Annotated in this window: 21 protein-coding genes; 15 read left to right on the top strand and 6 right to left on the bottom strand. The window is 26.6% G+C overall.

Annotation, left to right across the window (positions count from 1 at the left end):
• Complete coding sequence (locus tag ACUN06_RS12230) at window positions 1-2,931, top strand: right-handed parallel beta-helix repeat-containing protein (protein ID WP_449389890.1); 2,931 nt, start codon at window positions 1-3, stop codon at window positions 2,929-2,931.
• Window positions 2,932-3,227: 296 nt separating this feature from the next.
• On the opposite strand, the gene ACUN06_RS12225 is transcribed toward ACUN06_RS12230, so the two are convergent.
• Window positions 3,228-4,043, bottom strand: a complete 816-nt coding sequence (locus ACUN06_RS12225) for an IS30 family transposase (RefSeq protein ID WP_449389889.1) — start codon at window positions 4,041-4,043, stop codon at window positions 3,228-3,230.
• 779 nt (window positions 4,044-4,822) lie between these two features.
• On the opposite strand from ACUN06_RS12225, the gene ACUN06_RS12220 reads away from it, so the two are divergent.
• From ACUN06_RS12220 to ACUN06_RS12195, 6 genes are all read left to right on the top strand, one after another.
• Window positions 4,823-5,101, top strand: a complete 279-nt coding sequence (locus ACUN06_RS12220) for a hypothetical protein (protein ID WP_449389888.1) — start codon at window positions 4,823-4,825, stop codon at window positions 5,099-5,101.
• A gap of 76 nt (window positions 5,102-5,177) precedes the next feature.
• The gene (locus ACUN06_RS12215; protein ID WP_307986424.1) at window positions 5,178-5,753 is read left to right on the top strand and encodes a thioredoxin domain-containing protein; all 576 of its coding nucleotides are present in this window, start codon (window positions 5,178-5,180) and stop codon (window positions 5,751-5,753) included.
• 214 nt (window positions 5,754-5,967) lie between these two features.
• A complete protein-coding gene (locus tag ACUN06_RS12210) occupies window positions 5,968-6,114 on the top strand; it encodes a hypothetical protein (RefSeq protein WP_449389887.1) in 147 nt (48 codons plus the stop codon).
• A 260-nt stretch (window positions 6,115-6,374) separates the two neighbouring features.
• Window positions 6,375-7,301, top strand: a complete 927-nt coding sequence (locus ACUN06_RS12205) for a hypothetical protein (RefSeq protein ID WP_294126117.1) — start codon at window positions 6,375-6,377, stop codon at window positions 7,299-7,301.
• Window positions 7,302-7,462: 161 nt separating this feature from the next.
• Window positions 7,463-7,792 (top strand): lasso peptide biosynthesis PqqD family chaperone, encoded by a 330-nt coding sequence (locus tag ACUN06_RS12200; RefSeq protein WP_412217076.1) that lies wholly within the window; start codon window positions 7,463-7,465, stop codon window positions 7,790-7,792.
• On the top strand, window positions 7,767-8,222 hold the full coding sequence (locus ACUN06_RS12195) for a lasso peptide biosynthesis B2 protein (protein ID WP_294368325.1): 456 nt from the start codon (window positions 7,767-7,769) through the stop codon (window positions 8,220-8,222). The genes ACUN06_RS12200 and ACUN06_RS12195 overlap by 26 nt, the downstream gene beginning before the upstream one ends.
• Window positions 8,223-8,722: 500 nt before the next feature.
• Here ACUN06_RS12195 and ACUN06_RS12190 read toward each other — a convergent pair whose 3' ends face one another.
• From ACUN06_RS12190 to ACUN06_RS12180, 3 genes are all read right to left on the bottom strand, one after another.
• Entirely contained in the window at window positions 8,723-10,510 is a 1,788-nt protein-coding gene (locus tag ACUN06_RS12190) for an ABC transporter ATP-binding protein (RefSeq protein WP_302541511.1), read from the bottom strand.
• Window positions 10,511-10,794: 284 nt separating this feature from the next.
• Complete coding sequence (locus ACUN06_RS12185) at window positions 10,795-10,962, bottom strand: hypothetical protein (protein WP_291732903.1); 168 nt, start codon at window positions 10,960-10,962, stop codon at window positions 10,795-10,797.
• Between the two features lie 60 nt (window positions 10,963-11,022).
• Window positions 11,023-11,220 carry a hypothetical protein gene (locus tag ACUN06_RS12180; protein WP_291732905.1) on the bottom strand — a complete coding sequence of 66 codons (198 nt, stop codon included), beginning with the start codon at window positions 11,218-11,220 and terminating at the stop codon, window positions 11,023-11,025.
• 462 nt (window positions 11,221-11,682) lie between these two features.
• On the opposite strand from ACUN06_RS12180, the gene ACUN06_RS12175 reads away from it, so the two are divergent.
• Both ACUN06_RS12175 and ACUN06_RS12170 read left to right on the top strand, forming a co-directional pair.
• A complete protein-coding gene (locus ACUN06_RS12175; protein ID WP_294126109.1) occupies window positions 11,683-12,618 on the top strand; it encodes a type I phosphomannose isomerase catalytic subunit in 936 nt (311 codons plus the stop codon).
• A 522-nt stretch (window positions 12,619-13,140) separates the two neighbouring features.
• Complete coding sequence (locus ACUN06_RS12170; RefSeq protein WP_291732909.1) at window positions 13,141-13,740, top strand: ATP-binding protein; 600 nt, start codon at window positions 13,141-13,143, stop codon at window positions 13,738-13,740.
• Between the two features lie 212 nt (window positions 13,741-13,952).
• Here ACUN06_RS12170 and ACUN06_RS12165 read toward each other — a convergent pair whose 3' ends face one another.
• Window positions 13,953-16,583 (bottom strand): X2-like carbohydrate binding domain-containing protein, encoded by a 2,631-nt coding sequence (locus ACUN06_RS12165; RefSeq protein ID WP_294161085.1) that lies wholly within the window; start codon window positions 16,581-16,583, stop codon window positions 13,953-13,955.
• A gap of 455 nt (window positions 16,584-17,038) precedes the next feature.
• Here ACUN06_RS12165 and ACUN06_RS12160 point away from each other — a divergent pair, with 455 nt between their 5' ends.
• The 6 genes from ACUN06_RS12160 (at window position 17,039) to ACUN06_RS12135 (ending at window position 25,778) form a co-directional block, all read left to right on the top strand.
• Window positions 17,039-17,482 carry a MarR family winged helix-turn-helix transcriptional regulator gene (locus ACUN06_RS12160; RefSeq protein WP_449389886.1) on the top strand — a complete coding sequence of 148 codons (444 nt, stop codon included), beginning with the start codon at window positions 17,039-17,041 and terminating at the stop codon, window positions 17,480-17,482.
• A gap of 170 nt (window positions 17,483-17,652) precedes the next feature.
• Window positions 17,653-19,386, top strand: a complete 1,734-nt coding sequence (locus tag ACUN06_RS12155) for an ABC transporter ATP-binding protein (RefSeq protein ID WP_449389885.1) — start codon at window positions 17,653-17,655, stop codon at window positions 19,384-19,386.
• A gap of 124 nt (window positions 19,387-19,510) precedes the next feature.
• The gene (locus ACUN06_RS12150) at window positions 19,511-21,430 is read left to right on the top strand and encodes an ABC transporter ATP-binding protein (protein ID WP_449390282.1); all 1,920 of its coding nucleotides are present in this window, start codon (window positions 19,511-19,513) and stop codon (window positions 21,428-21,430) included.
• Between the two features lie 296 nt (window positions 21,431-21,726).
• Window positions 21,727-22,671 carry a transposase-like zinc-binding domain-containing protein gene (locus ACUN06_RS12145; protein WP_291736349.1) on the top strand — a complete coding sequence of 315 codons (945 nt, stop codon included), beginning with the start codon at window positions 21,727-21,729 and terminating at the stop codon, window positions 22,669-22,671.
• A gap of 336 nt (window positions 22,672-23,007) precedes the next feature.
• Window positions 23,008-24,603: a peptide chain release factor 3 gene (locus ACUN06_RS12140; RefSeq protein WP_449389884.1), complete on the top strand. Its 1,596-nt coding sequence runs from the start codon at window positions 23,008-23,010 to the stop codon at window positions 24,601-24,603.
• A gap of 422 nt (window positions 24,604-25,025) precedes the next feature.
• Window positions 25,026-25,778 (top strand): tyrosine-protein phosphatase, encoded by a 753-nt coding sequence (locus tag ACUN06_RS12135; RefSeq protein ID WP_294368345.1) that lies wholly within the window; start codon window positions 25,026-25,028, stop codon window positions 25,776-25,778.
• Between the two features lie 327 nt (window positions 25,779-26,105).
• On the opposite strand, the gene ACUN06_RS12130 is transcribed toward ACUN06_RS12135, so the two are convergent.
• Entirely contained in the window at window positions 26,106-26,705 is a 600-nt protein-coding gene (locus ACUN06_RS12130) for a sigma-70 family RNA polymerase sigma factor (protein WP_294381758.1), read from the bottom strand.
• Window positions 26,706-26,994: the final 289 nt, after the last annotated feature.

Genomic DNA, 26,994 nt, shown 5'->3' with positions numbered 1-26,994 from the left:
ATGTCTTCAGTAGTTAATGAAAATAATCAAGGTATTATAGTAAACAAAAGAAATTTAATTATTAAAGGAAATACTATTATTAATATTAATGACTATAAAAGTGATAAAAGTATATCAAGAGATGGAAAGTTTAGAATAAAATCTGATGATAAATATTATAACTTTAATATTCCAGTTTTAAATAAAATAGATGATAGTGTATATGACTCATTAGATAATTTAGTATATACAAAAAAAATTCAGAGTTTCACTGTAGATGAAAACTGTTATTTTGCAGGGGGACGAGGAGTTAATTATTCTAAAGATTATATTAGTAGCTCTGATAATCAATTTTGGTTTATGATTTATTTAAATAAAATGGGATTACCAAGTTCAATAAGGGATAAGGGAAAAATATTATGTAAATATCCTAATATATCATTATGGACCAAAAAAGAAGTTGGTATTAATGTAGCATATCCAGACTTTATATGTGTCCATTTAGATTTATCATTTTTTGAAAATGATTCAATTCCAAAAGATGCAGAGGAGTTAAAAGAATATTTTAGAACTCATGAGAATAAAAAGTTTAATATTTACTATGAATTAGCAATACCAGAAGTAGAAGAATTAAAAAATGAAACTATAATTTTAGATGAAAATTCACAGTGTATCATTATAGATGAAGCTTACGATGGTGATAAAAATTTATTAAAAACTTATGATATTAAAGATAATTTGAAGTTATTAAATGAAATTAATGACACTTTATTTGGAGAAGATAGAACCTACTATTCATCAGAGTTTGGGTGTTCTTATAGTGAGGTTTCAAGTATATGTAGTGGTAGTAAAGGCAGTAATAAAATATATATTGAAGATTTGTATAATTTAGATTTTGAAGTAGGGCAAGGTATAGCCATTGAAGATGGATGTTATGTTAGAAAAACAGAACTTTCATGGCTTTGTGCATTAATTAAAGAGATAGATTATGAAAATAAATATATTACTATAAATAGAAAGTTACAAGAGAACGTATCTAATAAAAAAGTTGAACATGATAACTTTTTAAATTATATAAAAATATCAGAGTTTTTTATTGATAAAGATTCAGTGGATTTAAAATTTGAACCAGGAACCTATATAAATCATGCATTAAGAAGTGGAGTAGATACATTAAACGTTGTATTGACGGAAGTTGGTATAAAGCATATTGGTGATGCTAGAAGTATGATAAATATACAAAATAAAAGATTTATTAATATAGATTTTCAAGGTTCAGTATTTAAAGAGATTGCTAAGTGGCAGTTGAAATCTGATTATAATTTTGGTGGTTCAAGGTGTTCAGTACTTCCATATACTTTTATTGGATTAATAGGATGTGATAAAGTAACAATAAAAAATGGAACTGTTATTCACGATTCAGAAAATAATTGTATTTATACAGGAGTTAGAACAGCTGAAAATATGGGGGATGGATTTTGTGTTCACGGGTGTAAAGATATTTATTTAGAGAATTTAGAAGCTTATGGATGTGAATCAGATGGATTTGCATTAGGTGGATCAGTAAGTAATTTTTATGATGATAATCCTAGAGGAAATCTAAATATAACGATGAAAAATTGTAGAGCTTACTATTGTGGGAGGCAAGGATTAACTTTTAGTGCTGGTGCTGATGGAGTAATTGATAATTGTGATTTTTCTTATACTGGTTTTTGTAAAGATAAAATTACTAAATGTTGGTGGGGAAATAGGAATCCAGGAGCAGGTATAGACTTTGAGTATGAAAGTGCATCAGATTTAACTACAGGATGGGAAGCGACATCAGCAATTAGAAGAATAAGACTTACTAATTCAAAGTTAATTGCAAATAGTTATGGGGTTGCTAATGGGATGACAGAAGGAAATTTTCTAATGGAAAATTGTGTTTTAAAGGGTAATTCTAATGGAGTATTTCTAATTAAGACTGGTAATAATGCAGGATTTACTATGAGGGAAAATGAAGATGAGGGAGAAACTTATGTATATGGATCAATGCAACCTATAACTTGTATAATTAGAGATTGCTTAATAGATTATAATGGAACACCTAATAAAAGCACCTTTGGATATTTTAGAAGAGTAATTATAGATTCTTGTATATTAAGAAATTTTTTCTATGACTATGGTGGAAGACAATTTACTATTATTAATTCAGATTTACAATATACAGATGGAATTAAAAGTCATATGCAAGGTTATCCGAGATTTCCTCTTATTCAAAATTGTACAGTTAGATTTAGAAGAGAATTTATTGATAAGTGGGAAGCTTCAGGGAAATGGGCATGGAGTCCTATATATGGACAATTCCAAGACTGTATATTTTATTTAGAAGAACCAACAGCAGATTATACTGATAGTAAAAGTAGAAATTTAATTGTTGATTTTGGAAAAAATTCTACCAGAAATTATGTTTATCCAGCAAAAAACTATGGGTTTGTAAGTAGTAATAATAATACCATAATAAAAGAGAAAACTATAGATTGGGGAAATAGAGAGTGTTATGAGGTATACTCAAAGGATGATTTTTTTATTTCAAGAGTATACAGGGAAAATATAATTTTAACTGAAAATGCAACTATAACTTCAAATGTTAAGTCAAATTTTATTATATCACCAAATTTTGTGATTGAAAATAATGTACACTCAAGGAATACAGCCTCCATTTGTTTTAGGGGAAATATAATTGATCATATAATTACTATTCCAGCTAATAGAAAAAATGATTTTAAAAAGATATGTATATATTTTTGGTCACCAAAATCCTTCAAATTTCCTGATGGAAGTACTAAATTTACTTATGTCATTCCTGAGGAATATAATGGGGAAGAGATAATTTTAGAAATTAAGCAAGATTATTTTGATGAATTATTAGTTGATATTAAGTTAATTAATGTAGGAAAAAGTATATTTTAAAATTTGATAAAATCAAATATAATTAGGAAATAGTAGTATAAGTTAAATTAAATGATGAAAGTTTAAGATTTAGTTTGAGCTTATTCAGAATTCAATATTTAGAATTCTGGATTGGCTCTTTTTTTATTTTATGACGAATTGTCAAGCTAAGTGCAACACTTAGCTTGTTCTTCGTTAAATGCTTCTAACGGTGTCTTGTATCCAAGACATTTCCGTGGTCTATTATTTAAAATATCCTCAACAATATCAACATGATTTTGATTTATAGTAGAAAAATCAAATTTTTTAGGAAAGAATTATCTAATCAAGCCATTTGTATTTTCATTAGTTCCTCTTTGCCATGAACTGTAAGCATCAGCAAAATACACATCTAAGTCTAATTTATTTTCTAACTCTAAATATCCAGCAAATTCTTTACCACGGTCTACAGTCAATGATTTTAAATTATTCCTACCAAATTTGCCTAATGCAATAATACAATGTTCATTAAAAGTAGAAGCTTTTCTATTTTGCATTATTCTGATTTTTGTTAAACGTGTTTTTCTTTCAACGAAAGTTGAAAGACACGCCTTAGATTTTCCCCTACTTGAAACAATAGTATCAAGTTCCCAGTGTCCAATATCTAATCTTTTTCTTACATCTTTAGGTCTTTGACTTATTGTTTTCCCTATATTGAATTTACCTCGAGTTTCTCTTGGTTTTAGTAATTTACCCTTCCTGCGAAGCAGGTCAACGGAACAGTGCTCCAAAATACCTTTATATAGCCAAGAGTATATAGTGCTAAATGAAATTATTTGTTTATTAAATTCAAGTTTTAGACGACCTGAAATCTGTTCTGGAGACCAGTGATTATTTAGCTTTTCTTGAACATAGTTTACTAACGAAGCGTTAGCAATTTTTCCATGAGGTTTACATTTAACTCTTCTGTTTTCATATTTATCTTGAGCTACATGAGCTTTGTATCTTCCATTAAGATTGTTTCTTTTAATTTCTCTTGAAATACTTGATTTATTTCTGTTGAGTTCTTTGGCTATTTTAGATAAACTCCATCCTAAATTTAAATATTCTACTATACAACAACGTTCATTTATAGTAATATGTTTATAGCTCATACAGTCACGTCCTTTAAAGTGGTTTTCTAGTCAATTATTACTTTAGCATGAACGTACCCGTATGGGTTATTTTTTTTGCAATTAATTAGTGTTGCACTTGATATTGTAATTTATCTTATAGAATAATTACAATAGTAATTATGAAAAAATAACTTATTAATAGTATATTTAAAAAGATAGGGGAATTAAGAATAAGTTATAACATAGAAAAGTTGATAATGCTAAATACATCAATAACTATAAGTAAATATAATATTTAATATATTATTAAAATTTTATATTCATAAAAGTAGATAATTTTTATATTTAATCCATTTTAAGATAATAAATTTTGGATTAAGAATTTAAATCTTGAAAATATATGAAAATATGTTTAGCATTGATGGTTAGACATGTTATATTTCAATGAAGGTAGTTAGGTTTAGATTTTTAAGTTCTAAATATTTATTAAAATTAAAATAACTATTTATATTTATTGATATTACAAATTCATAATGATTATTATATATCTCATAATAGGATATGAATAATGACCATCTTTATATATTTTTATTAACAATTAGTATTACTATTGGTTATTATTTATTATTAGCTATAAAGAAGTATGATTTATTTAAAGAAGTAACAGAAATATATTATTTACTTAATATTACATATAAGGTAAAATTTTTATAAAGCATATTTATTTATTTATTTATTTATTTATTCTTAAATTTCAGCACAAATTTAGAGATGAATTTATAAAATGTTTAAAAAAATTTAAAAAAGAGGTGAATATAATGAAAAAAAATTGGAACAATCCTGCAATTAAATCATTAAACGTAGAATATACTCATGAAGAGGAATATGATGGATGGGTTTTAGGAGATGATGGATCTAAAGTTGATGCTAAATCTATTGATGGAAGTGCAAATCCAGCATGTCTTGGAAAGTTTGGATATAAGTGTAGGTGCTGTGGAGCAGAATCAGGATATATTTATTTTACTCCAGTTGGAGCTTTAAGAGGATTAATAGAGCACTGGCATTCAGCTCATCCAAATGGTTGTAAATTATCATAAAAATATTTTCTAAAATTAAAAATAATACATTGCTTTTATAGTAATGTATTATTTTTAATTATATTAATAGGGGGAGATTATAATAAGAAAAGTATATATCAAGATTACATATTTTTTATTAATTATAAATATATGTGTTTTTTTTATTGGTTGCTCAAGTAATGATAGAGAAGCTGGATTAGTTTATGGAAATGAAAGTGCACCAATAGAGATAATTAATTATACAAGCTTTCAATGTATTGATTGTGCTACAATGCATGAAAGATTACACGAGAGTATAAAGAGGTTTATTGAAGATGGTACGATAAGATTAATTGAAAAGCCAATAGATATTACGAGATTTGAATATGATGAAGTAATTTATAAACATATGAGTGAAGAACAATCATTAGATTTTGAAAAATTATTAGAAATATACACAACTCAAAGGCAATGGAGAGATTTTAAATCTAATGAAGAGGTAATTAAATTTTTAAATTTGAGTCAAGATGAGAACAAAAAGAATATAAATGATTTAAAAATTATAACTAAAGAAAAAAGTAAAATAAACTTAGAAGAGGTTCCAACTATGATCTTAAATGGAAAAAGATTACCCATAAATATAAGTGAAGAAGAATTTATAAATAAGGTTGAATCATTATTAAGGAAATAATTTTAAAATATAATGATTAAGTATTGGTAGTATTAAAAGTAATATTTAGTATTATATCAAAATGAGTATATAAATATTTTGAAAATGTAATAAATGTTAATTATCTATAAAATTAAATTAAAAATTAGAATGTAGTATGAATAAATGATTTTATTTCAGTAAAATTGTTAAAAAATATTTTAGATTAATAAGTTAAATTTTAGAGGAAAAAAGAATGAAGAAAGAGTGGTTAAATCTAGAATTTATGAATTTAGGAGTAAAATATACGAAAGATGATTGCTATGAACAAGTAAATGTAGCAAAAGAAGTTGGTGAGCAAGAGAAGGTTTTATGGAGTTGTAAATATTGTGGAGCTACATAAGTTCTTATTCTTAATATAAAGCATAACCATTCGTGTCAATATTTAAATAAACCAGCTAATCCTGGATTTGAACCAGAGGAATCTATAACACCAAAGTTAGAAGCAGTTTCAGTATCTTAAAGAGAATAATTAAGTTTAAATATTTTTAAGATTAAAGAAGTAGTAAATAAATTTAATACTATAGTGTAATTTATCACCAAATTATATAATAGTATAATAAAATTAATAATTATCAAAATTATGAGAGTGGGTATAAGAGAATGGTGTTAAACAATTATTGTGTATATGGATTGAATATAAAATCTGAAATAGAAATAGATGAATTTGAAAAAATAAGTAATATTTTTAATGATGATTTAGTAGTAATAAAATATTCAAAAATGGATCAAGAAATAAAAAAATCAATTTTAGAAGATAGAAAAATTCAGTTATATCAAAATAAAATATGGTTTCATATAGATAATATAGCTACATATTGTATAACTAATGGAAATAAGATAGAAGTAGAATTATGTGATAATGCAGATATGAAACTTATGAAAATTTATGTAATGTGTAGCTGTTTAGGATTTATTATGCTTCAAAGAAAAATGGTAGCTATTCATGGTGGAGTAATAGAAATGGATAATAAAGCCGTAATATTTACAGGGGATAGAGGAGCAGGAAAATCTACTTTAACTACGGCATTAAGAGAAAGGGGATATAAGTTTATATCTGATGATGTTGCTGGAATCAAGATAGATAAAGTTCCATATGTAATGCCAGGATTTCCATATCAAAAATTATGTGAATCTGCTATGAATAATTTTGGATATAATAAAGAAGCTTTTACATCATTTATGAGTGATAAAGAAGTTAAATATATAGTGCCTGCTAAAGATGAATTTATTTATGAGCCAAAGGAATTAACTGCAATAGTAAAGTTAACTGTTGGTGATGTAGATGAAGTTACTATTGAAGAATTAAGAGGTAGTGAAAAATTAAATAATATAATTCAAAATATATATAGGGGTGAATATATCAAACATTTAGGAAAAATGGATTCAGTATATTTTAAACAATGTATTGATATAGCTAAAAATATAAGATTCTTTAAGGTAACTAGACCTGCAAATCAATTTACAGTAGATACTCAAATTAATTTAATTGAAAGAGAAATAATATCTGCTAAAGAAATTGTAGTATAAAGTTAATAGGTAGTAAAAATAATAATACTTTATTTATATAAAATGGTAAAAAAGTATTATTTAATAATAAATAATTAATGAGGGTTATTTAATTATTTAGGGGTAATTGGTAAAATTTATATAAGATAATACTATTCAATAATAGATAGGGTGGGGAAGATATGATTAATTTTAAGAAAAGTACTGGTAAGATAGGAAAGATAAAAAGGGATTATGGAATAAATTTAAATACAATAATTAATAAAAATTTAGAAATAGATGATACAGATTTAGATGGAGAAAAAGTAATGATGAACCTTGATAAAGGTGAATACTTTATGATGAATGAAGTTGGAAGTAGAATATGGGAAATTATTAGTGAACCTATAAATGTAAGAAGAATAATAGATACTTTACGTTCTGAATATGAAGTAGATGAAGAAACTTGCAAGGATACAGTAGTAGAATTTTTAGGAAGATTAAATAATGCAGACCTTATCAGTATTAGCTAGAAAAACTAAGACATTTATATGTATGGATAATAAGGAAAAGTTTTATATAATGCAAACTTTTTTTTATACAGGATTTTATAGAGCGTTTATACTTTTCGTTCCATTTAATAAATTAAGGAAGAGAATGGGATCTCATAAACAAGAATCTTTAGATAAAGTTGATAATGATACTTATAGAATTGCTAGAAGAATATCATCTAGAGTTTTATTTGTTTCAGCTAAAACACCATGGGAAAGTAAATGCCTAGTACAAGCATTAACTGCCCAGAAATTATTAAAAAATCAAGGAATTTCAACTACTATTTATTTAGGAGTACGAAAGGAAGGAAATGAAATGAAAGCTCATGCATGGTTAAGATGTGGTGAGTACTATGTTACAGGTGGAGCTATAAGAGAACAATATACTGTTGTAGCTAGATTTGCTAATTAAATCAATTTGATATCATATAAAGGTTATTATTATAAATTTAGTAATCATATGTGTTATTTCTTTAATTTAGTATCAGTTGGAAGAAAATCTTAAAAAATTATTGATAATAAGGCGGATTCAAATTTGAGTCCGTCTTTATATATAAATATATATATATTAGGGTAAAAGTTTATATGATTTTTATAGATTTAGGGCGTAAAACCTCGTGGCTTCATGGCCGAGGCTGTAAGCCCATTACTTTAATTTTTGGTCTTGTATATATTTTTTAATTATCTCCGAACTAACCGCCCCAGCAGTACCGATATAATATCATTTTCTCCATAATCCACTACCCCAAAACTTATTAATTTATCAGTAAATAAAACAAATGAAGATGATTATAAACATGAAAATGAATTAGATGTTACTAATATCGAGTTAAGATATATTGAGTAAACCCATCTTAAATAACAAAAAATACCTTCGATACTAATAAATTAGCATTGAAGGTGTTTTTTTGTTTAAACTAACTCATTTGCAACTTCTAATATACTTTTTCTACTAACTTCTCTAATATGACCTTTTTCAAGTTTCATAATTCTATTACAAATATTAAGAGCAGAAGGTCTGTGAGTAATGATAATACATGTTGGATTACTAGATAATGACTTAACTGACTTTAATACCTTAACTTCTGTTTCAGGATCTAGTGAAGAAGTAGCTTCATCAAGTATTAATATAGGTCTTACCCTTAAGAAAGCTCTAGCAATTGCAATTCTTTGGGCTTGTCCTTCTGAAATACCAACTCCTTTTTCACCAATCATTGTATCTAATCCATCTTCAAGTTCATTAACAAAGTCAATGGCACAAGCATTAGTTAATGCTTCTTTAATTTCATCATCAGTAGCATAAGGTTTACCATAAAGTAAGTTGCTTCTAATTGTTCCTGAAAATAAAGTATTTCCTTGAGGAACATAAGAAATAAGATTTCTAAAGTTTCTATTCATATCTTTAATTAAGTCATTTTCACTAATAAACAAATTACCTTCAGTTGGATTAATTAAAGATAATATAAGTCTAATCATTGTTGTTTTACCTTCACCAGATGGTCCAACAAAAGCAATAGTTTCACCAGAGTCAATAGTAAGATTAATTTTATTTAAAATATAATTATTATCCTTATATGCAAAATAAACATTATCAAAGATAATATCAGGATTATTAAATAAAGTAGATTCAAAATTAGTTATATTATCTACAGCAATTTCATCAAGTGATTTATTAGTAATATCGTTAAGTTCATTTTCATCAGCCATTTTTTCAACTGGTATTGCTTCAATTTCCATAAGTCTTTCAGCCGCTGCTATAGTTGAAATAAGCCCAGGAATCATGCTTGCTAAAGAAGAAAATGGTGCTTGAACTTTATTATATAATTGAAGCATTCCTGTAAATGTACCATAGGTAGTTACTCCTTTAGCTATATTTAATACTCCCCATGTAAAAATTGAAAAGTAAGCAAGTGAAGAGCAAAAACTCATTGACATTGAAGTCATAACAGAAAGCTTAGTATTTCTCATAGCAATTTTATATTTATTATCTTGAATTTCTAAAAGTTTATGCATATTTATTTTTTCCATACAAAATGTCTTAACAATCATTATGTTTTGAATTGATTCTTGCATAAATGATCTATATTTAACATCTTCTTCTTGAGCTTCTTTATATAAGGATTTAAGTTTTCCACTAAAATATCTACCAACCAATATTAAAAAAGGACCAATAAAAACAGCAACAAATGCTATTGATGGTGCCCAATTTATAAGTGTATAAAATGAACCTACTAATGTAACAGTTAATGAAACTAAGCTAGGAATAGTTCCTAGAATAGCAGAACTAATATTACTTACATCAGATGTTACTCTAGTTAATAAGCTTACAGAATGAAATTTACTTTGTTCAAGCCAATCACTATATTGAAGATGTTGATAAATTTTTCTTTGAATATTTTGAGTAAGTTTTGTTGAAGAATGTGTGCTCATAAAAGAAGTAACAGGTGATGATAGCATACTTATTAATGTTATAACAAGCATTATTATAAGCCAGTATATAGTTTGCTTTGAATCACCACTTATTGCAGAATCAATTAATGACTTTGAAACAGTAACATTATAAATTCCAATCAATGAAAAAATAACATTTACTATAATTGAAAATATTAAAAAGGGAATAGCTGGTTTTGCATAGTTTGCCATCCATTTTATTTTTATCCATAGTTCTGTTGTAGGTTTTAGTTTCTTTATGTTTTCCATGAAGTCTCCTTTCAATATATATTGAGTGTAATTATGCATATAAACTTATAAAAGCAATATAATAATATTTTAGCATTTAAGTAAAAAACTTACAATGGATGTTTGCTTGTTGATGAATTGTATTGTTTTAATATAATGTGTTGATTTAAATTTAATGTTCATCAAATGTTACACTAAGAATATAGTATCCCAATCATTTTAAGAGAGGTTTTAATAAAAAAGAGAGCTATATTCAAAATGAATTTATTAATTCATTTTCATATAACTCTTTTTTGAGATATTAATTAAAATAAAGTATTCTGTTTGTTATTTTCTTGTTGAATAGTTTCTTTACTTTTGTTGTTTAAGCTTCCAAGAGGGCTATTAAAACTATTTAGGGGATGAGGAAGTTCTGTATTACTAGAAGGCATAGTTCCTTTCATTCTCTTTTTTTTATCATTAGTTTTAGCCATGACATATCCTCCTTACAAGTAAAATCTAGCTTTAGGTGGTATAAAGTTTAAAATAATAAGCTAGACATCAGAATCGTCGTAAATATCATCAGTATAGTTAAATTCATTGCAAGCAATATTATTAGCTACAATTGGATCATCCATGCAGCTATTAATAGATGCATCAGATTTTATTAATGGATTATTTACGCATGTTTCATTTGTAGGATCGTAATAACTTCTTAGGCTTGGCAAATAAACATTAGACTTATCCTTCAAAATTATCCCTCCTTTAATTTTAATTGGATAAGAATAGTTTATCTCATGGCAAGTTATTAAATAGCTGTAATATATTAAGTTAGTAAATAACAATAAACAAGCCATTAGATAAAGCATTTTAACATTAAGATGAAGTTAAAACTTTATATTAAGCTAAGAATGAATTTTATATTTTTGATAGCTCAAAGAAAATATATTCTTAACCATATTAATATTATTCGAAACATTAGATTTAAATATACTTGGATATGTGAGGAATTTTTAATTAATTATATGTATTTATGTTTATAGAATATGATGACATGAATAAATCTGAAAAATAGTCAATTAACAGTGAATAAATACAATTGTTTTTATGAAAATAATAATATAAAATTGAAATGGATTAAGTTGTAATGCTTTATTAGATAATATAATTTAAGAGTAATAAATTAACATATTGTATAAAAGGAGAGTAAGGTTATGTATCCAATAAGATTTGAGAATCTTTATTATGATAAAATATGGGGTGGAAGAGATTTAGAAGAGTTTAGAACAAACTTACTAGAAGGAAACATAGGTGAAAGTTGGGATATTGCATGTCATCCAAGTGGAACTGGAATAGTTGCAAATGGTGAATTAAAGGGAAAATCATTTACTGAAATAATTAATGAATTTGGTCATTTATTAGTAGGAACTAAGGTTAGTACTGAAAAGTTTCCTTTATTAGTTAAACTAATAAATTCTAAAGAAAAGCTTTCTGTACAAGTGCATCCTGGAGATGAATATGCAAAAAGAGTTGAAAATCAATTTGGTAAGACTGAAGCTTGGTATGTTATTGAAGCAAAACCAGGAGCTAAGTTAATTGTTGGTACTAAAAATTGTGATAAAGCTGTATTTGCTAAAGCAATTGAAGAAGGAAAGTGTGAAGATTATTTAAATGTTGTTGATGTTAAAAAAGGCGATTGTTTTTTAATTAATAGTGGATTAGTTCATGCTATTTGTGAAGGATTAATAATTGCTGAAATTCAACAAAATTCAGATGTAACATATAGAGTTTATGATTATGGAAGACCAAGAGAAATCCATGTTGAAAAGTCTCTTGATGTAATTAATTTTGATTTAAAGGCCCAAAATCTTTCTAACAATGAAGTAGTTAAATATGATGGGTTTTCTAAAGTAGATTTCTGTGAAAATGAATATTTTGGAATGGAAAAAATTAATGTTGAAACTAAGTGGGATGATTGTAGTAATGAAGAAAAGTTCTTCATTTTAACATGTGTTGAAGGTAATGGTACTATTGAAGGAAAAGATTTCTGTGAAGAAATTAAAAAGGGAGATAGTTATTTAATTCCAGCTTCTTTAGGAAAATATGAAGTTAAAGGGCAATTATCAGTAATTAAAAGTTATCCAATGTAAATTTTTTAATGCGCCTCTAGAGGGTAATCCAATAAGTGGATGCCCCATGGAGGCGTATTATTTTTATGTGATGTGCCTATAATTAAGTTAAAAATTTAAAATTAAAATTTTGTATAGAAAATTTTACAATGAGGGATTTTTGAATGGTATAACAAAAGGGGCAATGGGGATGAGGTGTAATTTATTATATAACTAATATAAAAATGGTATAGAGGAGCTTTATAGTTTTGGGATAATTTCAGTAATTGGAATACTACCAGGAGTAGTAACAATTGAGAAGGCAATAAAGTCTGGAGGAACTAATATGGAAAGAGCAGTTTAAAATATAGTAAGGATACTTTAATTATTCCATAAAATTTATGCATTTCTGAGGAACAAATATTTTATGGGTATTCACTAGAGGTAAATCGAAATATAGTAAAAATTGTCGTTGAAAAATACTATAGTTAATGGTAAAATTAAATTTCCGATGGGTACGAATAAAAAAATGAAAATTAAGATAAATATTTGGAGGAGTTGCCAATGCCAGTAAGAATTGCTATACTAGGTGGACCAAGATGTGGTAAAACAACATTAATTCAACAATTATACGTAGATTTAAAAATCAGAGACATAAATGTAGGAGTTGCTACAGAATACAGCACTGATTACTTAAGAGATAAGGGAATGATTGAATCTATTTCAGAACAATATGGAATATATTTAGGTCAATTACATTTAGAAAAGAGTTTAGATTCACATGATTATGCAATAACGGATTATGCTACTTTTGTACCATACATATATGGAAGATTAATGCTTGGAGATAAGACAAGAACTAAGAAAGAAATTGAAATATTAAATGATTTATATAGCTTAGCAATCAGAGATCTACCACAATATGATCATATTTTCTTTGTTCCAAGAGAATTTGGTTATAAGAAAGATGGAGTTAGATGGCAAGATGAAGAAGTTGCTCAAATGGTGGACAAGGCTATTTTAGGATTCTTAGATGCTGAAAATGTTAAGTATTCAGTAATAACTGGATCAACTAAGGAAAGATCTGAGCAAATCATGAAAATAGTAGGAATAAATAAAGCAATTGTACAACCTATTAAGAGTAATGAAGTAAAAGATAAGTAATTTTTTATAATGATGTAAATTAGTAAATATTTTAAAGGGTGGTTCCTATATTATTAGGAATCATCTTTTTTTGATATATAAGAAGAGTATAATAGCTTGAACTTGCAATATAATTATTATTAAGTTATATTATATCTCTGTTATATCAAAATGTTGTTAACAACATTTTGATATAACAGAAGATAAGTTAAATTTTAATATATTGTTAATTACTAATTATTAATTGATTTTTTCCTAAGTAAAAAGCTACCTGCACATAAAGCTACTAATCCAATAAGAACTATAACTCCAGCTGATATTACAGCACCTGTCTTAGGTAATTTATTTAAAGAAGAGTTATTAGTATCTTCAGGTTTTATAGGTACATTTGGATTTGTAGTTGGTTTTGTTATTGGTTCATTCTTAGAATCAGCTTCATCAACTACATTTAATGTTGTGTAAGCTCTACTACCTGCGCTGAAAATAAACTCAAGAGAATAATTATCAACATCTAAGGAATTAAGAAGTGTTTCACTTAATATAATTTTATTGTCAGTTACTGTATAATCAATTCCTTCTTTTAATGTATTATAATTTAATTGAATTTTCTTTAATGTATTTCCATTGAATTCAACATCAAAAGCAACAGTTTTATTTTTAGAAGCTTCAGAATTTTTGTTATAAGTTACATTTGTATTTTTAATTATAGAATCAAGAATACTACCTCTTTGATTATCAGTTATTTTCCAAACTTGTGTACCATAAAATGGATTAGCAGTTCCTAAAGTTAATCCAGAGTTTGTTACTGCAAAAATACGGCATCCATGGTTATAAGGGTCACCAAAACCATTATTAGTAATAGTTTCAAAGTTTATTCCATCTTCAGATACAAGTAAATCAAATCCACGTTCACCAACACTTAAATACTTACAAGTTTCTAAGAAATAGAATAAATTATCAACAGATTCTTGATTTAAGCTTTTATCTAATATTTCAACTAAGTTTTTAGGTAAGAAATCTCTATTAGCTAAATATTTATTAACTAAATTTTGATAAATATCTATTATTGAGTAAGATTTTACAGTATTAGTTTCAGAATCAATATAAGCAGTATCATTTAATATAGAATCTAAATTTAATAATCCATCATATAAATCTGTTAAAGTATTTTCTAAGTTTTCTTGTTCTGCATCCGAAAGAGAATTTATATAATATTCCTCAGAAGATTCTTCAGTTAATGTAGGAGTTTCTTCTGTAATTTCTTCAATTATATTATTATTTTCAAATTTAGAATTAGTAATATCTGTATCATTATTTGAATCATTAGTATGAAGATTGTCAGTATCATCAATATCAGTATTTAAGTTATCATCAGTTAAGTTATCATTAATTAAATCATCATTTGAATAATTAGGTAATTTAGATGAATTTTCATCGTTCTTTTTAAGAATTTCTAAAAGTGCTTTAATATAATGAATTTGAGATTTAATTTCTTCAGGGGTCATATGAAGTACATCACCATTTGTAAATTGCATAAGTGGATAAGCTAAACTTCCAATGTCAAATGTACCAACATAAAGTTTATTATCATATTCCGCCATTCTCCAAACATATTGATTTAAATTGCTACCAAATCCAGCACTTTGATTACCAAGTACAGTAGGGAATAATTCATTTGAATCACCAGCAACCATTTCAATCTTTTCATTTGTATCCATTCTCCATAAGCACACTGGAGAAGAAATATCTTTATAAATATCCTCAAATTTCATATTAAGAACATCAGCTAAAGCTATCATAGGATCATTATACCCACCAATATATAAGTGATTATCATATACAAATAAGTTACCAGCACCAGATCTATCTGCACCTAAGCCATATGGATAAGTAGCTCCATCTTTTTCATCACCAACAATAAGATTAAAGTCCCATTTGCCAGTTTCCTCATTTTCTTTACCGCTAAACATTGCAAAGGCTTGTTTGTTTTCAGATTTTCCTGTTACTACAGTTACATAAAGTTTATTATTAAATTCAACCATGTCCCAAATAGCACCACCAAAAATATTATCATTATAATAGTAAGCAGGATAGTCTAGTAAATCTTCTTGAGTTGCAATTGTTTTAAATGAAGATTCTCCTTGTGATGGATTATTAGATGATACTATATAAGCACCATTGTCACCAATCATACTTGCAACAAGGTTATCATTTACAACTGTAAGTCCTCTAATTCCAACTGAAATGAATGGGTTAGAAGGCTTTTGGCTAGTATATACTATTTTTGTACTATCATCAGTAGGATCTATTTCTAATAAATAAGGTTGACTTGCAGAAGCAGCAAAATATAATTTACCTTTGTACTCAATTGCAGCACGATAAGATGCATCATTTGGAGGTCTAACAACTGTTACTTCTCCAGTTTTAGTATTTAATTTTAATAGCATACTTCTATTTTCATTATTTGGATTATTTTCTTCATCTCCCATAAAAAGAGTACCATTAAAAAGAGCATCAACAGAAGCTTTAAATAATGAATAATCAATATTATTTTGTGCAGCCATTATTTGAAGTGTTCTAGAAATTGCACCATATAATACACCAACATACATGTAATCACCATGGCCAACAGCTGACCAAGAATAGTTTTCACCACGGTCATTAATACCATTTTCATATTCGATTATTCCATCAGGTTGCATTACATCATCATTTGGATGTGATAGTTTTGTTGCAGTATAATTTCCACTTTCCGAAGTATATGTTATTGGAAAGTGTGTATTAGATGTTTCAGCATGAGTTGTAAGTGGAGTTAATGCTAAAGTTACAGCTAAAAACATACTAATTATTTTGTTTTTTTTCATTTTCTTTTTCCCCCTCGACATGAAAATATAAGAAATACTAGAAAATTATAGCATAAATATATATAAATGGACGATATTTAACAGAAAATTTACAATTAATTGTAATAAAAGGGATAAATTTAATTAGTTATAAGAATTAAGTTAAAATGGGGATGTCGCATTAAGAATAAATACTACAATATGTTGTATTAATTTTTATTTTTTAAAACAATATATTGTGTATAAAAGTTCTAGTGCGACAGCCCCATAATATTTCAATTAAAAGACTAAATATGATTATGGAGTTTTTATCATAAGGAGAGATAAGTTAAACTTTAAAAAAGCTTTTATCAAAATATAATATATAAAAGATAAATAGCTAAATTAGTTAATATATTGGGTGAAATTATTAACTTGACTGCAAAAAAAACCAATGCTAAAATATATAGTATGCTATGTATTAAGGGGGATAAATAATGCAAAACTTTGATCCAAAAGAACATGTTGGGCTATTAGTAAAATTTATAAATGGAAGAGTTGTTAATAAAATTAATAAAAATCTTTCAAAATTCAACTTAACAAGAGTACAACATGAAATTTTATTTTTTATAGATAAAAATGAACATGAAGGTGATGTATTTCAAAAAGATATAGAAAAGTGTTTGAAGTTAACTAATCCAACTGTAACAGGCATAGTAAAAAGGTTAGAAGAAAAAGAAATGATAGTTAGATGCCCAAGTAATAATGATGGAAGATATAAATGTCTTCATGTAACTGAAAAAGGTAAGGATGTTATATGTAAAAGCTTTAAATTTGGAGCAAATAATATAGAAAAACAATTAGTTAAAGATATGACTGATGAAGAAATAAAGATATTAAAAGATTTATTATCTAGAGCACTAAAGAATATGGAGGAGTAATCCTCTTATTTTTAGTTAAATAGATAGTTTCCTATGTATTGTAAAATATAAATTAAATTTGTTAAAAACATATAAGAAGATGAATTTAAATAAATAATTTCATCTACAAAATGTTTATATAAAAAATGTACTTAAAAAGTACAAAAGATATTAAAAGGAGAGGTGAAAGTATGATTAAAAAATTAGCTCCATATATGAAAAAATATAAGACACAGCTTATGCTAGGTGTTTTATGTGCAGCATTAGAAGCTATTTTTGAATTATTAATTCCATTAGTAATGGCTCAAATAGTTGACGTTGGTATTTCTACTGGGAACACAATTTATACAATAAAAATGGGATTATTAATGCTTGTTATGGCAGCTATATCTTTAAGTTTTGGTATTGGATTATCAAAATTTTCAGCAATAGCAGGTCAAGGTTTTGGTGCAGAATTAAGACAAGCTGAATATGAAAAAATTCAAACTTATTCATTTAAAAATATTGAAAAGTTTAGTACTGCATCATTAATTACAAGATTAACTACTGATATTACAATGATACAAAATGCTTTAACAATGGGAATTAAGCTTTTAGTAAGAGCTCCTATGATGCTTATTGTTGCATGCATTTTAGCAGTTACAATTAGTCCTAAATTAGCAATGATATTCTTAGTGTCTATGCCTGTTCTTATAATTTCAATTGGATTAATTATAAAGAATGTTAAGCCTAAGTTTGAATCTATGCAAAAGAAAATTGATAACTTAAATACTACAGTTCAAGAAAACTTAATTGGTATTAGAGTTGTTAAATCTTTTGTAAGAAGAAATAAAGAAAAAGAAAAGTTCAAGAATAGCAATGATGAATTATTACAAGCTTCTGAAGGGGCATTTGGTATAGTTGTTTTAAATATGCCAATTATGCAACTTGTTGTATTTGCAAGTATTATAGGTATACTTTGGTTTGGAGGAAATATGGTTCATGCAGGAACATTAACTGTAGGTAAGCTTACAAGTTTCATGACTTATTCCTTCCAAATTTTAATGGCTCTTATGATGCTTTCTATGGTTCTTATGATGCTTTCAAGATCAGTTGCATCAGTACAACGTATAATTGAAGTTTTAGAAGAAGAACCAGATATAAAGGATCCTGTTAATCCTATAACTGAAGTTAAAAATGGAGAAATTGAATTTAGAAATGTTAACTTTAAGTATGAAGATGACAGTGATGAAAATAATTTAGAAGGTATAAACATTAAGATTAAAGCTGGTGAAACTATTGGTGTTATTGGTAGTACTGGTTCTGGTAAATCAAGTTTAGTTCAGCTTATCCCAAGACTTTATGATGCTACAGGAGGTGAAGTTTATGTTGGGGGAGTTAATGTTAAAAATTATCATATTGAAACTTTAAGAAATGAAGTTGCTATGGTACTTCAAAAGAATACATTATTCTCTGGAACTATTAAAGAAAACCTTATGTGGGGTAATGAAAATGCTACAGATGCAGAAATTGAAGCAGCAGCATCTTCAGCATGTGTTGATGAATTTATTGATAGACTTCCAGGAAGATATGATATGCACTTAGAGCAAGGTGGGGTTAATGTATCAGGAGGACAAAAGCAAAGACTTTGTATTGCAAGAGCAATATTAAAACAGCCAAAAGTATTAATTTTAGATGATAGTACAAGTGCTGTTGATACTGCAACTGATGCAAAGATTAGAAAGGCTTTTGCAGAAGATTTAAAAGATACTACTAAGATTATAATTGCTCAAAGAGTTAATTCAGTTTCAACTGCAGATAAAATTATTGTTATGGATGATGGTAAGATTAGTGCAATTGGAACTCATGATGAGTTAATGGAATCAAGTGAAATTTATAAAGATGTATACAAATCTCAACAGGAAGGGGTGGGTTTACGTGAGTAATAAGAAAAGTGAAATGATTAAGCAACAAGTTAGTGCAAATCAAGGACAAGAATCTGATAATAAATCAGGACATCCTGTTCCAGGAAAAGGTGGGAAAAAACCAGGACCTCCAAAACCTAAAAATATGGGGAAGACAATAAAAACATTAATGAGTTATGTTGGAAAATATAGGGCTTTATTAGCTTTAGTTATGATATTAATTATAATTAATTCATTTGCAATGGTTGCAGGTTCATATTTCTTAAAACCATTAGTAAATAATTATATCTTACCAGGTGATTTTGCAGGACTTGCAAAGATGTTAGTAATATTAGGTACAATATTTGTTGTAGGTGCACTTGCTGCATATGGATATGCAAGAATAATGGTACATGTTGCTCAAAATACTATCAGTAATATAAGAACAGATTTATTTAATAAGACGCAAGAACTTCCTATTAAATATTTTGATAGAAATACTCATGGTGACTTAATGAGTTTATACACTAATGATATAGATAACATTAGTGAAGCATTAAATAATAGTTTAACTAATATATTAGCATCAGGGCTTACATTTATAGGAACAATAATAATGATGGCAGTTTTAAGTCCAGTGTTAATTATAATAACAGTTGCATTTTTAGCTTTAATGATTTTTGTTGTAAACAATGTTGGTGCTAAGAGTAAGTATTATTTTGGAATGCAACAAAAGAATATTGGTAAATTAAATGGATATATTGAAGAAATGATAGAGGGGCAAAAGGTTATAAAAGTATTTTGTCATGAAGAAGAAGCAATTGAAGATTTTAAAAGGCATAATGAAGAATTAAGAAAAGCTTCAACAGGAGCTCAAACATTTGGTGGATACATGATGCCAATATTAGGAAATCTTTCTCATATGAATTATGCAGTAACTTGTTGTGTTGGGGGATTAATGACTATAGCTGGTGCTTTTGATATTGGTTCATTAGTATCTTATTTACAATATACAAAGCAAGTTTCTAATCCAATTGCACAAGTATCTCAACAAGTAAATATGATATTAGCAGCATTAGCAGGTGCAGAAAGAATATTTACAGCTTTAGATGAAGAAGTTGAAGTTGATAATGGTGAAGTCACTTTAACAAGAGTTGAAGTTAGAGAAGATGGTAAATTAGTTGAAACTGATAAGTATACAGGTCATTGGGCTTGGAAGGTACCTCCTTCAGTTATAGCTAAAATGAAAAATTTAGTAGAAGCAGAAGATAACTCAATGGCAGAAATGGCAGCAACTACTGCTATTTTAGAATCAGCTGCAGAATTAACTGATGAACCTATATTAAGAGAACTTACTGGTGATGTTAGATTTAAAAATGTTGTTTTTGGATACAATGAAGAAAAGAGTGTATTAAAGAATATTAGTTTATTTGCTAAGCCAGGTCAAAAGATTGCTTTTGTTGGATCAACAGGGGCCGGTAAGACTACAATTACTAACTTAATAAATAGATTTTATGAAATCAATTCAGGTACAATAACTTATGATGGAATAGATATTACGGATATCAAGAAGGATGATTTAAGAAGATCTTTAGGAATAGTTCTTCAAGATACTCATTTATTTACTGGTACAATAGCTGATAATATTAGATATGGTAACTTAAATGCAACTGATGAAGAAGTTAAAGCAGCAGCTAAGCTTGCAAATGCTCATACATTTATTAAGCATTTACCTCATGGATATGATACAGTTATTACAGGCGATGGTGAAGGATTATCTCAAGGACAAAGACAATTACTTGCTATTGCAAGAGCAGCAATTGCTAATCCACCAGTTTTAATAATGGATGAAGCAACAAGTTCAATTGATACAAGAACTGAAAAACTTATTGCAGAAGGTATGGATAAGCTTATGGAAGGAAGAACTGTTTTTGTAATTGCTCACAGACTTTCTACTATTAAGAACTCTCATGCAATAATGGTCCTTGAACAAGGTGAAATAATTGAAAGAGGAAATCATGAATCTTTATTAGAAGAAAAGGGCAGATACTATCAATTATACACTGGAAAAGCAGAATTAGATTAGATAATATTTTGGCTGACTTCAGGGAGCATCTATTTATTGGATGTGTCCTAAAGTCAGCTATATATTTTTTAGTAAAAATTTTGCTTAGTAGAATTTGTGCTATGTTTATGAAGAGTGACTTATGGTATACAATATATATTTCAAATAGTATAGGCATTCTGTTATATAAAAATGTTGTTAACAACATTTTTATATAACAGAATGCCTATAAGGGAAAAAGGGTATATTGATAGATAAACTTTAATTAAGGATTAAAGAGGAAAAATGTGTTAATACTCATAACTGGGTGATAAAATATGAGTAAAACCATTAATAACAAAGAATATAGATTAAAATTATTTAAAGAAAAAATATATAAATCAACATTAAAAGTACAAAATAATATTAATAATAAAAATTCAAATAAATACTTAAAATGTCCTCATTGTAAAGGTGAAGAGGTAATAAAGTATGGTTCATATAATGGTATACAAAGATATAAGTGTAAAAATAGTAAATGTAAAAGAACATTTACAAAACAAACTAGAAGTCCTTTTAGATATTCAAAAAAGTTTAAAGAAAATTGCTATAAATATAAGGAGCTATATGAAAGAGGATTAACAATTAGGCAATGTGCAGATATTCTTAATATAAGTATAGTAACTTCATTTTTCTGGAGGCATAGATTCTTATATAACTTAAAGCAAGTAAATTATATTGAGAAATTATATGATTATGTTGAATTAACAAGGGTAGTTTTACTTGAAAACTTTAAGGGGGATAGAAATAGCAAGAATAAGGAGAAAGGTAAAATTTCAATAGTAAATGCAATGAATAAATCTATTGACATTATACCTATAATAGCAGCAAGAAATCATTTAGGTTTTAGAGAACTAAAGGAAAATATAGCATCAAGAATTGATAAAAAAGCTGTTGCTGTAGCATTTTTAGATGGAAGACTTAAAGCTTTTTCAAATAAACATAATACAATAAATAAAATTAATATTAGGAAAATGGATATCACTCCAATTGATGCAATCTATTCAGGAAAAATAAAAATATGGTTGAAAAAATTTAGAGGAGTTGCAACTAAATATATAGACCATTATTTAAGTTGGAGAGCCAATGAATATAAGAATAATATTGAATATAATTATAAATTAAATAAAGATCAGAAATTAAAATTGAATATAAATTTAGATATAAAAATAACTACATATATATCATGGAATAATATAAAGGGAAAAGTATTGCCAGTATAGTGAAGCATAATAGTATAATAATATATTTGTGATTAATTAAAAAAATTAAGATTTAAATTTGTCTCAATATAGGAAATTGTTGCCTAAGCTTAGAGGAATTCTTGTATTATATAATAAAAAAGTATATAATAATTAAGTTCAGTGAGACTGAAAATTTTAATTTAACAAGTAAAATTTACTCAGTGACTGAAAGAAGTATAGTTTATTTTAAGATAGACTTCAAATTTTAATTTAGTTGGCTGAAATTTACTTAATCACTAGAAAAAATAAAGATTTTCTATAATAAAAAGAAATAAATTTAAATTTATATATAAATAATTTTAGGAGGACATAATATTGGCTGATTACATAAATGAGATTAAAAAGAGAAGAACCTTTGCAATTATTTCTCACCCAGATGCTGGTAAAACAACATTAACAGAAAAGTTCCTATTATATGGAGGAGCAATAAGACTTGCAGGTTCAGTAAAAGCAAGAAAAGCATCAACACATGCTGTTTCTGACTGGATGGAAATAGAAAAGCAAAGAGGTATTTCTGTTACTTCATCTGTTATGCAATTTAATTATGCAGGACACTGCATAAACATCCTAGATACTCCAGGACACCAAGACTTCTCAGAAGATACATATAGAACACTTATGGCTGCTGACTCTGCTGTAATGGTAGTTGATGCTGCTAAGGGGGTAGAAGATCAAACAAGAAAGTTATTCCATGTTTGTTCATTAAGAGAAATGCCAATCTTTACATTCATCAACAAGATGGATAGAGAAGCTCAAGATCCATTTGGATTATTAGAAGATATTGAAGCAGAACTTGGAATTAAAACTTATCCAATGAATTGGCCAATAGGTTCTGGTAAAGACTTTAAAGGTGTTTATGATAGACAAAATCAAAGAATTATAGCATTTAATGGTGGAAACCACGGTTCTACAGAAGTTGAAGCTATTGAAGGTTCTGTTGATGATGAAAAATTCAGAGAAATATTGGGTGAAGCACTTCACGATAAATTAATGGAAGATATTGAACTTCTTGATATTGCTGGTGATGAACTTGATATGGAAAAGGTTAGATTAGGGGAATTAACTCCAGTATTCTTTGGATCAGCGTTAACAAACTTTGGTGTTGAACCATTCTTAGAACATTTCTTACAAATGACTACTTCACCACTTGCTAGAAATTCAAATATTGGAGAAATTGATCCATTTGATGATAAATTCTCTGCATTTGTATTTAAGATTCAAGCAAACATGAATAAATCTCATAGGGATAGAATTGCATTCATGAGAATTTGTTCAGGTAAATTTACAAAAGGTGAAGAAGTATTCCATATGCAAGGTGGAAAGAAGCTTAAACTTGCTCAACCTCAACAATTCATGGCTGAAAATAGAGAAATTGTTGAAGAAGCATATGCAGGAGATATTATTGGGGTGTTTGATCCAGGTATATTCTCAATTGGAGATACTTTATGTTCACCAAGTAAGAAATTTAAGTTTGAAGGAATTCCAACATTTGCTCCAGAACATTTTGCAAGAGTTAGACCAGTTGACACTATGAAGAGAAAACAATTTGTTAAAGGTGTTACTCAAATAGCTCAAGAAGGGGCAATCCAAGTATTTAAGGAAAACCATGTTGGTATGGAAGAAATAATAGTTGGTGTTGTAGGGGTACTTCAATTTGAAGTTTTAGAATACAGACTTAAAAATGAATACAACGTTGAAATCAAGATGGATAGACTTCCATTTAGATATGTAAGATGGATAGAAAGCTATGATGGAGATGTTGATAGATTAAACTTAACTTCTGATGCGAAGAGAGTTAAGGACTTTAAAGATAGAGATCTTATTATATTCCAAAATGACTGGGGTATCAATTGGGCTTTAGAGCATAATAGTGGATTAGTGCTTTCTGGTGTTGGAAAGAGTGACGAATAAGATTAGTTATAAGTTAAAAATAGCAAATTAAGAATTATGTTGATAATTTTATAATTTGATGTTTTTGTACTTATAGTATTTATATAATATAAAAAAATATTTAGAACAAACTGTAATTAAAAAATTGTTCATATAAATAGAAAATTTTTGAAATTTATTTGTATGGATTATTTTTAGATTAATAAATACAGTTTGTTCTTTTTTTATGTGGAGTTATTTTAGTATATAAATAATTTAGCACAATTTTTAAATATAGTATTTACAATATTTTAGAAAATGAATATTAATTTAAAATAGAAATTTTTATAAAAATTATAATATACTGTAGTAAACAATAATATATAATTATAATTTGTTTTTGATATAATATAATTAAATTTTCAAATAAAATATAAGATTAAATACAATAGGAGAAATATGAGATGATAGATATACATTCACATATAATAAGTGGAATTGATGATGGGTCAAAAAATACAGAAATGACTATTAAAATGCTAGAAATGGCAGAAGAATCAGGTACAACAGATATTGTAGCCACACCTCACTTTATGAGAGGAAGATTTGAAGTTACATATAAAGAAGTAATTGATGAAGTAGAAAATTTAAAAAAATTAACAAAAGAAAATTCTATAAACATTAATATATATTCAGGGCAAGAAGTTTACTATAGCAGAAATATTTTAGAATATTATAATCAAGGAATGATAGGAACAATTAATAATACAAGATATATGTTAATAGAATTTCCAATGCTAGAATTTAATATTGAAGAGGCAATAAATACATTATATGAATTACAAATAAGAGGGATTGTACCAATAATAGCTCATCCAGAAAGATATAAGCAATTTATTAAAAATCCTTCACAAATAAATTTACTTATAAAAGAAGGTATGTTATTTCAAGTAAATGCAGGCAGTATTAATGGTGATTTTGGAAGAGATGTTAAAAAAACTGCAATTAAATATTTAAATAATAATATATATAGCTTCATTGGATCAGATGCACATAGAGATAAGGGAAGAAATACTGATATAAAAAATGTAATTAAAATTTTAGAATATAATCAAAGAAAATCATTTATTAATAATGGAAAAGCTATGCTCAAAAATGAAGAAATAGAGTTTAGAGGAATTCCAATTAAGGAAAAGAAGTTTTTAGGAATATTTTAACTTTAAAATTACAAAATTACAATATATTCAAAAAAGATAGCCTTTGATGATAGTCAACAATATAAAGATTTATATAAAACTTAATAGCCTAAAGTAAGAGAGAGTTTTATTTTATAAAATAATTAATTATAAGGGGATATCGCATTAGGAATAAATACTACAATATATTATGTTGATTTTTATTTTTTAAAACAATATATTGTGTATAAAAGTTTTAGTGCGACAGCACCAGTTTAAGGATTAAATAAAAAATATCTATATTAATAAGAAAAGAATTTATTAATATAGATATTTTTATTTGTAAAAATTATAAGTAAAATTATTTAATTAAAGAAGCTTAGTTTTAATTTTTGATAGCAGGGAGAGTAATTGTCTTCTTTTTTTATGATAGTTTAAATTGTTTTCTGTACAATATTTATAAAGTGTTAAATTGGGAGTTAAGTACGAAACTTTTATAAGATTAAATTCATCATCAGTAAGAGAGTTTAAAATGTTTTTTAATTCTAAATGTTGCATATTTTTAATTATGTCATTTTCTAAATTATAATCATCCTTTAATAATGATTCTATATCATCATGTTCATCTAAAGTAATATTAAGGCTTGATTCGCTTGAGTATTTAATTTGTGTACGGGCAAGATTTCTATAAGAGTTTTTTATTGAATTTATTATATAACAATCAATATAGTTTTCACCATGACTAATGTCATATTTTTGAGTTGCTTTAATAACTGCAATACTTCCAATTTGTATTAAATCATCTTTTTCATAATTTTTTAGTATATAAGAAGTTGAATATTTTAAGATAAGAGGTTTGTATTTGTTTATTAAGTAAAGCATAGATTTAGAATCATTCATTTTAGCATTTTGTAAGATTTCTAGTAAACTTTCTTGTTTAAAATAAGTTTTGTTTTTACAATAATTCAAAGTTATCACCCCATTATATCAGTTTAAAGAACTTATGTTCCTGAACATACATTCATTATACTGCATCTGTGGTAAAAATTACATAATATTTATACAATAAATATCTACAAAATAATTTAAAATTAGAATTTATTTTTAATGTATAATTTATATATAAATTTAAGAATATAATTAATTTATTTTAAATTAAAGAAATTTATAAAATATATTACAAGAAATGGTTTACTTAATATAAGTTATAAGATATAGAATATAAATTTTAAAAAAAAATTTTTTTCAAATTACGACA

The organism is Clostridium sp. ETTB3, from assembly GCF_053571985.1.
The sequence above is the reverse complement of the archived record's forward strand: the minus strand, read 5'-3'. Positions and strand labels throughout refer to the sequence as shown.